The following is a 12634-nucleotide window of genomic DNA, read 5'->3' on the forward strand; positions in this document are numbered from 1 at the left end:
CAACAAATGGGGCGCACCTCATTTTGTGGGAGCGGCCTTGTGTCGCGATTGGGCTGCAGAGCAGCCCCAATGGCATCAGCGCCGATGTTTATGCCGTTCCCGCCAGGCCTTCCACCAGGCACCGCTCAGCACGAAGCGCGGAAAGGTGATGAACTGCTCGGTCAGCAGGCGCTGCACGGCATCCTTGCGGTTGGCGAATGGCTCGGGTTGCTCGGCTTCAAGGCGATGGCCCTGGCGCTGCAGGCCCAGGCCGGCGATCAAGGCAATGATGCCAACGGCAATCTGGCCCAGATCCAGGCCGAACAGGCCGGACAGAATCAGCAACGCGCCAAGAATGAACAGCGGCACGGCGATCAGGTGCAGCACCAGGTTGGTCGGGTGGCGGTGGTTATGGTGGTAGCCGCGCCATTGCCAGGTGGGCAGGTTGGGCAGACGTTTGCTCATGGGCATTTCCTCTCGGTCATGCCCAAAGCTTAGTGCGGCCCCCGGGTGGGGGCCAATCGAGGCTGGCTATGGTGACTATAGCTTGAGCTGGCCAATGGCCTTGTTCAGTTCGCCGGCCAGGGTCGCCAGTTCGCTGCTGGTGGTCGCCGAGCCCACGGTCTGCTGCACGGTCTGTTCAGTGACATCGCGAATGCTCACCACGGCGCGGTTCATTTCTTCGGCCACCTGGCTTTGCTGCTCGGCGGCCACGGCAATCTGGGTGTTGCTTTCGCGCATCTGCGCCACGGCACCGGTAATTTCGGCCAGTGCTTCGCCGGCCTCCTGGGCCTGCCTGACGCAGTCGTCGGCCTTGTACGAGCTTTCCTGCATGAACTCCACTGCATCGCGGGTGCCCGACTGCAGGGCCGAGACCATGGTGGTGATCTCGTCGGTGGAGGTTTGCACGCGCTTGGCCAGGTTGCGCACTTCATCGGCCACCACCGCAAAGCCGCGGCCCAGGTCGCCGGCGCGCGCTGCTTCGATGGCGGCATTGAGGGCTAGCAGGTTGGTCTGCTCGGCGATGCTGTGGATCACATTGACCACGCCGTTGATCTTCTGGCTGTCTTCGGCCAGCTGGCGAATCATCTCGGCGGTTTGCTGCACACCGCTGGACAGCCCGGAGATCGAATCCTGAACCCGGCTGACCACCTCCTGGCCGCTACCGGCCAGGGTATCGGCTGTTTGTGACAGGTCACGGGTGGCGCCGGCATGCTGGGCAATGTGGTGCACCGTCGCCGACATTTCGTTGATGGCGGTAGCGGCCTGGTCGGTCTCGCTCTGCTGGCCGAGCATGCCGTGGCGTACGTCGCTCATGCTCGCTGCCAGGCGCGCGGCACCGGAGTCCAGTTGTGCGGCGGTGTGGGCGACGGTGCTGACCACGCGGTGATAGGTCGCCTGCATGGCGTTGAAAGCCCCGGCCATCTGGCCGACCTCGTCGCCACAGGCCAGCGGTACGCGGGCCGACAGGTCGCCGGTTTTTTCCACGTGTAGCATCACGTCCTTGAGGGTGTTGAGCTGGCTGAGCAGGAAGCGGATCAGTAGTTGCGAGGCGCCGAGCATGGCCAGCATCAGGACCAGTACGCACACCGCGTAGTTGCTGAAACGGTCGAAGAACACCTGGCGAAGGCTCGGCGACTGGGCCAGCACGGCCATTTGTTGATCGCCGTTGCGCAGCACCTGCGCACCCTGTAACGGGTTGTTGCCGAAGAGCCGGGCGGCGGGCAGTTCGACCCAGCCTTGGGCGTTGCGCAGGGCCTCGAGGGGTTCACCCGCGAAGGTAGGCGTTTGCCCGGCCGACCAGCTGATGAGATTGGCCGCGCGGGGTAGCGGCTGCCCGGCTGGCCAGGCAGCCAGCAGTTGGGCCTGCGCGGCCGCCTGGGCTTGCGCGGCCTCGGCGCGGGCGCGCTGCTCCAGGTGCACGGCATAGAGCACCAGCATCAAGGTCGTGACAAAGGCCACCGCGTTGACGGCCCAGAACTTGTACTTCAGGGAAACATTGCTAAGCCAGGCACCCATGGGCAGGTCTTCTCTGAGTTGAGCGGGAACAATATTGGCAAGGTGCCATCATTGTGCCTGCATCCGTCAGGGCCTTTCTTGATGTGTATCAAGAAAATTCCGCCGCAGGTGTTGACGCGCTCCTACAGAGGCCGCGTCAGGTTCAGGGAAGTTGGAAAAAAGCCCGCGCCGTTGCCGTGGTATGCGCCGCCGTATGCTCGACCGACTCACCCCGGTGCAAGGCCACTTCGCGCAACACCTCCGGCAGGAACGCCGGCTCGTTGCGCCCGTTCTTCGGCTTGGGCCGCAAGCTGCGCGGCAGCAGGTAAGGCGCATCGCTCTCCAGCATCAGCCGCCCCTCGGCAATGTTGCCCACCAGCGGATGCAGGTGGGTTCCGCGGCGTTCGTCGCAGATCCAGCCGGTAATGCCGATGTGCAGGTCCATGTCCAGGTAGGCGAACAACGCGTCGCGCTCGCCGGTAAAGCAATGCACCACCGCGCCGGCCAGGTGGTCGCGGTAATCCTTGAGGATCGCCAGCAGGCGTTCGCTGGCGTCGCGTTCGTGCAGGAACACTGGCAGGCGCAACTCGGCAGCCAATGCCAGCTGGGCCTCCAGGGCTTTCTCCTGCAGCGGGCGAGGGGAGAAGTCGCGGTTGAAGTCCAGGCCGCATTCGCCCACGGCACGCACCCGCGGTTCATTCAGCAGCTGGCGCAACTGGCGCTCGCTGCCGGCATCCCAGGTCTTGGCATCATGGGGGTGTACGCCTGCCGTGGCGAACAGGTGTGCGCCGCTCGCATCCAGTTGCTGGCACAGCTCCAGTGCTTGTTCGCTGACCGCCAGGCTGGTGCCCGTCAGCACCATCTGCGTGACCCCGGCCTCAAGGGCGCGCTCGACGATTGCCGCCTGCTGGTCGTGGAAACTGCTGTTGGTCAGGTTGACGCCGATATCGATCAGTTGCATGGTGCTACCTCGTGCCGCGGGGCGGCCAGCATAGCAAAAACCGCGTTTTTCTGAAAAAACCAAGAACTTCATGCTGTTGCCGTGGTCTTTTGCCGTCATTTCTCTCTTGGCGGTGCAACCCCATGGATGCCGCCCACCGCCCACGGATACGTTTTCGCATGCTGCGATGCTGGCTCATTTTCCTGCTGACGCTTGGGCTGACCCTGACCGGGCCTGCCCACGCGCGCGCGCCAGGGCCGCAGCAGAACATCCCGTCGGCCAAGGTCCGTGACCTGCAACAGATTCGCTCCAGCCAGGTGCTGCGGGTGCTGGTGAACCAGAGCCGCAACAGCTCTGGTGAGGTCAAGGGCGAGCCGGTTGGCATCGAATACTATCGCCTGCGTGCCCTGGAGCATTACCTCAATGCCCGCGCTGCCGACGGCCAAGAGATCCAACTCAAACTGATTCCACGGGCCAAGGAGCAGCTGCTGGGCGCCTTGGCCCGTGGCGAGGGTGACCTGGCCGCGCCGGGCGAGCTGCTCGACCCCGGCATGGTGCGCGGGGTCAGCAGCAGCGCGCCGGTGCTCGACCAGGTGCCGCTGCTGCTGGTGGGGCGCAAGGGTGAACGCAGCTTCAGCCATGTCGAGCAGTTGTCCGGGCGTACCGTGGCCTTGACCAGCGCCAGTGCCGCCGGCCCGTTGATCCAGCAGGTCAACCAGCAACTGGCGCTGCGCAAGCGCGCGCCGATCAAGGTGGAGTGGGTCGACTCGACCCTGGCGGTGGAGGATGTGCTGGAAATGGTCCAGGCCGGCATTTATCACCTGACCGTGGTCGAGCAGCCGATCGCCCGGCGCTGGGCCCGGGTGATGCCGCGCCTGCGCCTGGACAGCCGCGTGCAACTGGGGGCGCCGCAAGCCATGCGCTGGTATGTGGGGCGCGATGCGCCGCAGTTGCTGGCCACGGTCGACCGCTTTCTGCAGGGCTACCGCGCGCCGGACAACCAGGATGCCGCGTTCGAGCGCATCTACCGCCGCCAGTATCGGGTGCACGACCCGTTGGCCAGCAAGAATCGCCAGCGCCTGACCGCGCTGCGGGCGGTGCTGCAGAAACACGGTGAAGCGCAGCAGATCGACTGGCTCAACCTGGCCGCGCTGGCTTTCAAGGAATCGACGCTCAACCCGGCAGCGCGCGGTACCGGCGGGGCCCATGGCCTGATGCAGATCACCCCTTCGGCAGCGCAGCGCGTAGGGGTGAGCAACACCGCCACGGTGGATGGCAATGTCCAGGCCAGCGCCCGCTACCTGGCGCTGATCCGACGCAAGTTCTTTGCCAGCGCCAAGATCAACGACCGCGAGCGCATGGCCTTCGTGCTGGCGGCCTACAACCTGGGGCCCGAGCGGGTCCAGGCCATGCGCGCAGAGGCGCGGCGGCGTGGGTTGAATGGCGATCAGTGGTTCTTTCAGACCGAACGCATCGCCATGGAGCAGGTGGGCATGGGGCCAGTCAACTTCGTCAACAGCGTCAACAAGTATTTTGTAGCGTTCAACCGGGAGCGTGCCGCACTGGAGCGTGTGGCGAAGCGTTAATAAATCGATTTTATCGATTGTTGTGTTGGGTTTTTTGCGATTTTCATATCTATTGAATTGATTATGATGGCGCCCATCCCAACACAACTTCCCCGCTTCAAGGAAACCAAGACATGAACAACGCTACCCTCAACGCCCTGTTCTCTACCCGCGCCGGCGCTGGCCTGAGCGTCATCCGTATCCTGGTCGGCATCATCTTCATCGCGCATGGCGCGCAAAAACTGTTCGGCATGTTCGGTGGCTATGGCCTGGAAGGCACCGGCCAGTGGATGGAGAGCATCGGCCTGGCCCCGGGTTACCTGATGGCGCTGCTGTCCGGCAGCGCCGAGTTCTTCGGCGGCCTGGCCCTGGTGATCGGCCTGCTGGCCCGCCCGGCGGCCTTGGTGCTGGCCATAACCCTGGTAGTGGCGATCCTCTCGGTACACATCGGCAACGGCCTGTTCATGTCCAACAACGGCTATGAGTTCGGTCTGGCCCTGCTGGCCGGCACCGTCGCGGTGCTGATCGAAGGCGCTGGCCGCTTCTCGCTGGACCGCCTGATCGCCCGCTGATACACCGCAAACAGCAAGATACAAGCCTCAGGCCGATCACTTTCGGCCTGAGGCTTGTATCTTGCCGCTTGTAGCTCTAGCATACCGTCTGCGCCGATTTAAACAGCTACTTGCGGGGCGCAGGAAAGCCCCTCTGCGGGTCATCCGAAATACCGCTAAAGCGCTGGTTCGGTGACGCCTCCCACCGCTGCCCAGCGGGATTCGCGAGGCGGAGAGAAGCTCCATGAGTTGCCCACGTACCAGTGTCTGTTTGAGCCCTTTGCCTGCCAATCAGGCGTCCCGCACACCGCGCATCCTGCTCGGCGGCCAGCATCAGCCCACTCTTTTACGTCACCTCGAAGGCCTGTCCCGGCGCAAGGGCCAGGCGCGTGCCTTTCTGATCCAGTTTGCCGATACCGGCTGCCACCTCGCGCAGTATGGCAATGACCGTTTCGACCTGGCCGTGATCCAGGCCCCGGCGCCGGACGAGGCCGCCGAAATCATCGGCCACATCACCCGCATTGCGCGCCAGGGCCTGATTACCCGCCGCTGAGGAGCGCGCTGTTGAGTACCAACATCATCACCACGGAAGGCCATGAGGCGCTGAAGAAAGAACTGGACCACCTGTGGCGGGTGTATCGCCCGGAGATTACCCAGAAGGTTACCTGGGCGGCGTCGCTGGGCGACCGTAGCGAGAACGCCGACTACCAGTACAACAAGAAGCTGCTGCGCGAGATCGACCGTCGGGTGCGTTACCTGCGCAAGCGTCTTGAAGATGTAAAGGTGGTGGCTTACTCGCCGCAGCAGGAGGGCAAGGTGTTTTTCGGTGCCTGGGTAGAGATCGAGAACGACGAGGGCGAGACCATGAAGTTTCGCATTGTCGGTTATGACGAGATCTATGGGCGCAATGACTACATTTCGATCGACTCGCCCATGGCCCGCGCCTTGCTGAAGAAGGAGGAGGGTGACGAGGTGGTGGTGCACACACCTACCGGTGAAGCGACCTGGTACGTGAACAGCATCACTTACGGCCAGTGAGTTGATATTGACTGTGCCGGCCTCTTCGCGGGTAAACCCGCTCCCACAGGTCCGGCACAGGTTTCAAGTCATGTGGTGAACCTGTGGGAGCGAGTTTACCCGCGAAGAGGTCGGCACAGGCTGTCATCAACTCTCGCGTAAAACCGCCAGCGGGCTGGCATTCAACGCCCGCCGCGTCCCCAGCACCCCTGCACCGCCCACCAGTAGCGCCCCTGCCAGCGGCAATACCAGCAACCACGGATGTGGGCTCCATTGCAGGTCGAAGGCATAGCGGTACAGCACCAGGGTAATCAGCTCACACCCGACCGCCGCCAGCAAGCCGCTCGCCGCACCGAGCAAGCCGAACTCGATCCGCCGCGCCCTGACCAGCAATGGCCGCGCCGCGCCCAGCGCACGCAGCAAGGCGCCCTGGCGGATGCGCTCGTCCAGTGTCGCCTGCAAGCCGGCGAACAGCACTGCCAGCCCGGCTGCCAGCACGAACAGCAACACATACTCCACCGCCAGGGTCACCTGGGCGAGGATGCTGCGCAGCTGTTCGAGCAAGGCGTCCACCTGGAGGATGGTCACCGCCGGGAATGCCCGTGATAGCGCCACCACATCCAGGTCATGACCCGGTGCCAGGTAGAAGCTGGTCAGGTAGGTGGTCGGCAGTCCCTGCAGCGTGCCGGGCTGGAAGATCATGTAGAAGTTCGGCTGGAAGCTGTCCCAGTGCACGCTGCGCAGGTTGCTTACCCGCGCCTGGCGCTGCTGGCCGCCGATGTCGAAGGTCAGCAGGTCACCCAGTTGCAGCTTCAGGCTGTTGGCCAGTTCCGCCTCCACCGACACACCGGGGATTTCATCTCCGGCTGGCAACGCCTGCCACCAGTTGCCGGCCGTCAGTGCATTGCCTTCGGGCAGTTCGGCCGCCCAGGTCAGGCTGAGGTCGCGCTGCACGGCGCGCTCGCCTGCCGAGTCTTTGCTGACCACCTGCTGCACCGGTTGCTCATTGATTCGCACCAGGCGGCCGGGGGTCACCGGGTACAGCGGCGCCGAGGTGGCGTTGACCTGCTGCAGGCGTTGGGCGAAGGGCTCACGGTCATCCGGCAGGATGTTCAGGGCGAAATGGTTGGGCGCATCCTTGGGCAGCTGCGCTTGCCAGGTATCGAGCAGTTCCGCGCGCAGCAGGGCAACCAGGGCCATGGCCAGCAGGATCAGGCCAAAGGCCAGGGCCTGGCCGGCGGCGGCCATGGGGTGACGCAGCAGTTGGCCCAGGCCCAGGCGCCAGGTCAGTGGGGCCCCGGCCAGCAACTGGCGCAGGCTGCGCAAACCGAGCAGCAGCAGGCCACCGAGCAGCAGCGCGGCGACCAGGCCGCCACCGAGCAGGGCGAAGGTGAGCAGCAGGTCGAGGCTCAGGCGCCACATGATCAGGCCCAGGGCGAACAACGCCGCGCCGTACACCACCCAACTGCTGGGCGGTATCGGCAGCAGGTCGCGGCGTAGCACGCGCAGCGGCGGCACCTGGCCCAGGGCGGCAATTGGCGGCAGGGCAAAGCCGGCCAGGGCCACAAGCCCGGTAGCGATGCCGGCCAGGGCCGGGACGATGCCGCCTGCGGGCACCACGCTTGGCAGCAGGCCATGCAGCAGGCGGAACAGGCCCAGCTGGGCCAGCCAGCCGAGCAGGGCGCCGGCCAGCGCGGCGGCCAGGCCGAGCATGGCCAATTGCAGGCAGTACAGGCCCAGTGCCTGGCGGCGTGAAAGGCCCAGGCAGCGCAGCAGGGCGCTGGCGTCCAGGCGGCGTGCGGCATAGCGGCTGGCCGACAGGGCCACGGCGACGCCTGCCAGCAGCACCGCCACCAGGCTGGCCATGTTCAGGTAGCGTTCGGCCTTGCCCAGGGCGCCGCCGATCTGCTGGTTGCCATCGCGGGTGTCGCGCAGGCGCTGGTTGGCGGCCAGGTCTTTTTTCAGTGTCTCGCGGTACTGGACCAGCGCTTCGGCATCGCCGCGCCACAGGTCGCGGTAGGTGACCCGGCTACCCGGCTGGACCACGCCGGTGGCTTGCAGGTCGGCCAGGTTCATCATTACCCGCGGGGTAAGGCTGTAGAAGTTGTTGGCGCGGTCCGGTTCGTAGGTCAGCACGCGGCTCATGCGCAGGGTTTTCATGCCCACGTCGATGCTGTCGCCAACCTTCAGCCCCAGTGCCGCCAGCAGGCGCGGTTCGACCCATGCCTCGCCAGGTGCCGGGCCGCCGCCCGGGGTTTCGGCGGCATAGGGCGCCGCGGCACTGCGCACTTGCCCGCGCAACGGGTAGGCGCCATCGGCAGCCTTGACGCTGGACAGCTGGATGCCGTTGTCGCCGCCGACCACACTGGTGAATTCGACCACCTGGGCGTGGCGCAAGCCAAGCGCCTTGCCAGCCTCAATCTGCGGGTCGCGGGCCGGGGCGCTGCCCTGCAGCACCAGGTCGGCACCGAGAAACTCGCTGGCGCGCAGTTGCATGGCGCCGTTGAGGCGGGCACCGAAATAGCCGATGGCAGTGCTGGCCGCGACTGCCACCAGCAGGGCGAAGAACAGCACGCGCACTTCGCTGGCGCGAATGTCGCGCAGCAGCTGGCGCAGGGCCAGGCCGCACAGGCGGGACAGCGGCATGTGGGTCATCAGGCCTCCACCGGGGCCACCAGGCGCCCCGCATCCAGGCGGATCTGGCGGCGGCAGCGCCGTGCCAGGCGCTCATCATGGGTAACCAGCACCAGGGTGGTGCCGCGCTCCTTGTTCAGTTCGAACAACAGGTCACTGATGCGCTCGCCGGTGTGGCTGTCGAGGTTGCCGGTGGGCTCGTCGGCGAACAGCACTGCCGGTTGCGCGGCGAAGGCACGGGCAATGGCCACCCGTTGCTGTTCGCCGCCCGACAGCTGGCGCGGGGTGTGGCTCAGGCGCTTGCCCAGGCCAACCCGTTCAAGCAGGGTGCGCGCGTGTTCGCGGGCGTCGCGACGGCCGTCCAGCTCCAGCGGCAGCATGACGTTTTCCAGGGCGTTGAGGCTGTCGAGCAGCTGGAACGACTGGAACACGAAGCCCACATGTTCGGCGCGTACCCGCGCGCGCTGGTCTTCATCCAGTGGTCCCAGGTCGTGGCCAGCGAGGATGACCTTGCCGGCACTGGGCTGGTCTAGCCCGGCGAGCAGGCCGAGCAGGGTCGACTTGCCCGAGCCCGAGGCGCCGACGATGGCCAGGCTGTCGCCCTGGGCCAGGTCGAGGGACAACGCGTGCAGGATGGTCAGGTCACCTTCCGCGCTGGGGACCACTTTGCTAAGGTTCTGCGCAACGAGAATGCTGGGGCCCATGGAGAATCCGATGCGAGTGTGGTGGTTGAGTGCCGGTCTGGCCCTGTATTGCCTGGCGCAGAGCGCGGCGGCGGGAACACTGCTGATTGTCGGCGATAGTATCAGCGCCGGTTTTGGCCTGGATACCCGCCAGGGTTGGGTGTCCCTGTTGCAGACCCGCCTGCGGGACGAAGGTTTCGACGACAAAGTGGTCAATGCATCGATCAGTGGCGACACCAGTGCAGGTGGCCAGGCGCGGTTGCCGGCGCTGCTTGCAGTGCACAAGCCGAGCCTGGTGGTGCTGGAATTGGGTGGCAACGATGGCCTGCGCGGGCAGCCGCCAGCGCAATTGCAACAAAATCTTGCTTCGATGATCGAGAGTGCGCGCAAGGCCGGTGCCAAGGTGGTGCTGCTGGGTATGCGCCTGCCACCCAATTATGGCGTGCGCTACACCACCGCCTTCGCCCAGGTGTATGAACAGCTGGCGGCAGAAAAACAGGTGCCGTTGGTGCCGTTTTTCCTCGAGGGGGTAGGGGGCGTGCCTGAGTTGATGCAGGCCGATGGCATTCACCCGGCCCAGGCCGCCCAGCAACGCCTGCTGGAAAATGCCTGGCCGGCGATAAAACCCTTGCTGTGACGCTTTTAACGGCGCCGGCTTTCGGCTAATGTTGCGCCCCCCGTTTCGAGTGCCACCGATGCCGCGCCCTGCCTGGTCCCTGTATGCCTACCAACTGATCGAGCCCGATGAGCAGCTCGACCTGTTCGCCTGCCAGGAAGTCCGCGTCCATCTGGTGGCCCGCCAGCTCGAGCTGGGCGTGCCGGTCGACCGTACCCTGTGCGGTGGCCTGCTGCCGGCGCAACCGCGCTGGTCGGGGGTACCGCGCTCGATCTACCGCGACGGCCGCCTGTGCGACCTGTGCCGCGCCATCCTCGATGCCCAGCGGCGCGGCATGCGCCCGGTTTGGCCGGAGCTGCAGGGCGGCTGAACGCCACGCCTTTCATCATCTGAAACGCTTGCATGGCGCCAATGCCTCCCGCTTGCATCGGCGCGGGTGTACAATCGATTCTCTTGACCCACCTTTCGAAGGATTTACCGGATGTTGCCGCGCTTTCCTGCCGTCACCCGTAGCCTGTCCCTGGCCGCCCTGCTGGTAGCAGGCCCCGCTGCTGCGCTGGAGCTGCCACTGCCACCCCCCGGTGAAGACATCATCGGCCAGGTGCAGGTGATCAAGGCAAAGTACGAGGACACGTTCGCCGATATCGGCACTGCCAACGACCTCGGCTACCTGGAAATGATCGCCGCCAACCCGGGCGTAGACCCATGGCTGCCAGGTGCGGGCACCGAGATTGTCCTGCCGACCCGCTATATCCTGCCGCCGGGCCCGCGTGAGGGCATCGTCATCAACCTGGCCGAATACCGCATGTACTACTTCCCGAAAGGGCAGAACGTGGTGCATACCTTCCCGCTGGGCATTGGCCGTGAAGGCTGGGGTTCGCCGATCGCCAACACCAAGATTACCGCCAAGACGCCGAACCCGACCTGGACCCCGCCAGCGTCGATCCGCAAAGAGCATGCGGCGGACGGTGACATCCTGCCGAGCGTGGTGCCGGCCGGGCCGGACAACCCGCTGGGGCCGTTCAAGTTCACTCTCGGGGTGCCGGGCTACCTGATCCACGGCTCGAACAAAAAGTTCGGCATCGGCATGCGTACCAGCCACGGTTGCTTCCGCATGCTCAACAACAACGTGCTGGAGCTGTCGAAGATGGTGCCGGTGGGTACGCCGGTGCGCATCATCAACGAGCCCTACAAGTTCGGTATCAGTGGCGGTAAGGTCTATCTGGAGGCGCACACGCCGCTGGACGACCAGGGTAATCCGTCAGTGGTCGACAAACATACCGCTGTTATCAACGCCTTGCTCAAACGTGAAGACCTGGCCAATAACCTACGCATGAACTGGGATATGGTGCGTGACGTGGTTGCGGCAGAAGATGGCATGCCGGTGGAAATTGCCGTGCCGACCGCAAGCCAGGGTGGCGCACCGATGGTTTCGAGCATTCCGCCCGAACTGCAGTAGGGTTTTTGCGACGCATCAGGGCCTGCCTTAGTGCAGGCCTTTTTGTTTCTGTCTGGCGTGTTTGCCTTGTGCGCGGGCAATAAAAAAGCCGACCCACAAGTGGGTCGGCTCCATAACAATCCGTGAGGACTATTACTTGCGGCTGGCTTTGTCCAGCATACGCAGAGCGCGCTCGTTGGCTTCGTCAGCGGTCTGCTGAGCCTTCTGAGCGGCTGCCAGTGCGTCATCAGCCTTACGGTAGGCTTCGTCAGCACGAGCTTGAGCGCGAGCTGCTGCGTCTTCAGTCGCAGTCAGACGAGCTTCGGTTTCTTTGGATACGCTGCTGCAACCGGTAGCCAGAACTGCGGCCAGAGCCAGAGCAGAGAATTTCAGAACGTTGTTCATCGTGTTCCCCTTCAAGGACTTTCTATTAAATAGCCATCTCTCGGAAAAGAGAAACTGGCCGGCGTACATAGTACCCATTACTTGTAGTAAGTAAACTGACTAAGCGCAAGAACTGCAAAAAAAATGTTGCTTGACGCCTTTCCGACAAGATTTGCGACACGTCTGTGAAAAAAACGTACAGGGATCGCAAGCGATTGTAGTACAGGAACTTTTTTGCTGAACTAACGGTGACTTTAACTGTCCTTCAGCGTCTTAGCCCTAGTACATCCGGTGGCTGCTTGCGTGCAAGCAAGAGTCGCTCTGGCTGCGTTTCCGCCCTTTTTAACCGCCACCACCTTGAGCAATCCCGCCTGCGGCGCCTACTATCTTGTGAGTGCCAGAGGATCCGAACGATTGCAATCGTCCAGTGGTCGAAGGGGGCAACAGGTGGCGTAGAGGATTCTGTGCCGGATAAACCACCATCGGTTAAGGTATGGGTCTGCCGAGAAGACCTGCGAGGAGTAGTGATGAGCGAAGCGCTGACCATCCACCATGACCAGGCCGGTCATCAGTTCGAGACCAACGTGGACGGTCATCGTGCCTATCTGACGTACATGGATCTGGGTAAGCAGACGCTGGACATCTATCGCACCTTCGTACCCAACGCCCTGCGAGGCCGCGGGATTGCTGCCGCCCTGACCGAGCGGGCCCTGGAGTACGCAGAGCAGATGGGCTACACGGTGATTCCGTCCTGCTCGTATGTGGAGCGCTACATGGAGCGCCAGCAGCGGCATTCGAGCAAGGTTTGATTCTGTAAAAAAGAGCGGGG

At 64.2% G+C, this 12634-nt stretch carries 14 protein-coding genes; 8 read left to right on the forward strand and 6 right to left on the reverse strand.

Annotation, left to right across the window (positions count from 1 at the left end):
• Positions 1 to 75: 75 nt before the first annotated feature.
• The 3 genes from M2S36_RS00920 to M2S36_RS00930 form a co-directional block, all read right to left on the reverse strand.
• On the reverse strand, positions 76 to 444 hold the full coding sequence (locus M2S36_RS00920; RefSeq protein WP_063914011.1) for an Mpo1-like protein: 369 nt from the start codon (positions 442 to 444) through the stop codon (positions 76 to 78).
• Between the two features lie 75 nt (positions 445 to 519).
• Positions 520 to 1998 (reverse strand): methyl-accepting chemotaxis protein, encoded by a 1479-nt coding sequence (locus M2S36_RS00925; RefSeq protein ID WP_207835225.1) that lies wholly within the window; start codon positions 1996 to 1998, stop codon positions 520 to 522.
• Between the two features lie 142 nt (positions 1999 to 2140).
• The gene (locus tag M2S36_RS00930) at positions 2141 to 2938 is read right to left on the reverse strand and encodes a TatD family hydrolase (protein ID WP_233688363.1); all 798 of its coding nucleotides are present in this window, start codon (positions 2936 to 2938) and stop codon (positions 2141 to 2143) included.
• A 158-nt stretch (positions 2939 to 3096) separates the two neighbouring features.
• Between M2S36_RS00930 and M2S36_RS00935 the strand changes: the two genes are divergently transcribed.
• The 4 genes from M2S36_RS00935 to greB all read left to right on the forward strand — a co-directional run bounded on the left by M2S36_RS00935 (position 3097) and on the right by greB (position 6071).
• Positions 3097 to 4503: a transglycosylase SLT domain-containing protein gene (locus M2S36_RS00935; RefSeq protein ID WP_207835243.1), complete on the forward strand. Its 1407-nt coding sequence runs from the start codon at positions 3097 to 3099 to the stop codon at positions 4501 to 4503.
• A 113-nt stretch (positions 4504 to 4616) separates the two neighbouring features.
• The gene (locus M2S36_RS00940) at positions 4617 to 5054 is read left to right on the forward strand and encodes a DoxX family protein (RefSeq protein ID WP_207835245.1); all 438 of its coding nucleotides are present in this window, start codon (positions 4617 to 4619) and stop codon (positions 5052 to 5054) included.
• Between the two features lie 223 nt (positions 5055 to 5277).
• Positions 5278 to 5586, forward strand: coding sequence for a hypothetical protein (locus M2S36_RS00945; protein WP_207835251.1), 309 nt, complete (start codon positions 5278 to 5280; stop codon positions 5584 to 5586).
• 11 nt (positions 5587 to 5597) lie between these two features.
• Positions 5598 to 6071: a transcription elongation factor GreB gene (greB, locus tag M2S36_RS00950; RefSeq protein ID WP_063914016.1), complete on the forward strand. Its 474-nt coding sequence runs from the start codon at positions 5598 to 5600 to the stop codon at positions 6069 to 6071.
• Positions 6072 to 6197: 126 nt separating this feature from the next.
• Here the strand turns inward: greB and M2S36_RS00955 are convergent, their stop codons facing one another.
• Together M2S36_RS00955 and M2S36_RS00960 are read right to left on the reverse strand one after the other, a co-directional pair.
• Positions 6198 to 8705: an ABC transporter permease gene (locus M2S36_RS00955; protein ID WP_333956526.1), complete on the reverse strand. Its 2508-nt coding sequence runs from the start codon at positions 8703 to 8705 to the stop codon at positions 6198 to 6200.
• A complete protein-coding gene (locus tag M2S36_RS00960; RefSeq protein ID WP_016714756.1) occupies positions 8705 to 9388 on the reverse strand; it encodes an ABC transporter ATP-binding protein in 684 nt (227 codons plus the stop codon). The genes M2S36_RS00955 and M2S36_RS00960 overlap by 1 nt, the downstream gene beginning before the upstream one ends.
• 10 nt (positions 9389 to 9398) lie before the next feature.
• Between M2S36_RS00960 and M2S36_RS00965 the strand changes: the two genes are divergently transcribed.
• From M2S36_RS00965 to M2S36_RS00975, 3 genes are all read left to right on the forward strand, one after another.
• On the forward strand, positions 9399 to 10004 hold the full coding sequence (locus tag M2S36_RS00965) for an arylesterase (protein WP_207835253.1): 606 nt from the start codon (positions 9399 to 9401) through the stop codon (positions 10002 to 10004).
• Between the two features lie 58 nt (positions 10005 to 10062).
• The gene (locus M2S36_RS00970) at positions 10063 to 10353 is read left to right on the forward strand and encodes a hypothetical protein (RefSeq protein ID WP_207835254.1); all 291 of its coding nucleotides are present in this window, start codon (positions 10063 to 10065) and stop codon (positions 10351 to 10353) included.
• A 111-nt stretch (positions 10354 to 10464) separates the two neighbouring features.
• Entirely contained in the window at positions 10465 to 11442 is a 978-nt protein-coding gene (locus M2S36_RS00975; RefSeq protein WP_207835263.1) for a L,D-transpeptidase family protein, read from the forward strand.
• A 132-nt stretch (positions 11443 to 11574) separates the two neighbouring features.
• Here M2S36_RS00975 and oprI read toward each other — a convergent pair whose 3' ends face one another.
• Complete coding sequence (oprI, locus tag M2S36_RS00980; RefSeq protein ID WP_003259780.1) at positions 11575 to 11826, reverse strand: outer membrane lipoprotei OprI; 252 nt, start codon at positions 11824 to 11826, stop codon at positions 11575 to 11577.
• A gap of 506 nt (positions 11827 to 12332) precedes the next feature.
• Here oprI and M2S36_RS00985 point away from each other — a divergent pair.
• Positions 12333 to 12614 (forward strand): GNAT family N-acetyltransferase, encoded by a 282-nt coding sequence (locus tag M2S36_RS00985; protein WP_025338432.1) that lies wholly within the window; start codon positions 12333 to 12335, stop codon positions 12612 to 12614.
• Positions 12615 to 12634 lie beyond the last annotated feature (20 nt).

The organism is Pseudomonas sp. SF2, from assembly GCF_036858055.1.
In the GTDB taxonomy this organism is placed as follows: domain Bacteria; phylum Pseudomonadota; class Gammaproteobacteria; order Pseudomonadales; family Pseudomonadaceae; genus Aquipseudomonas.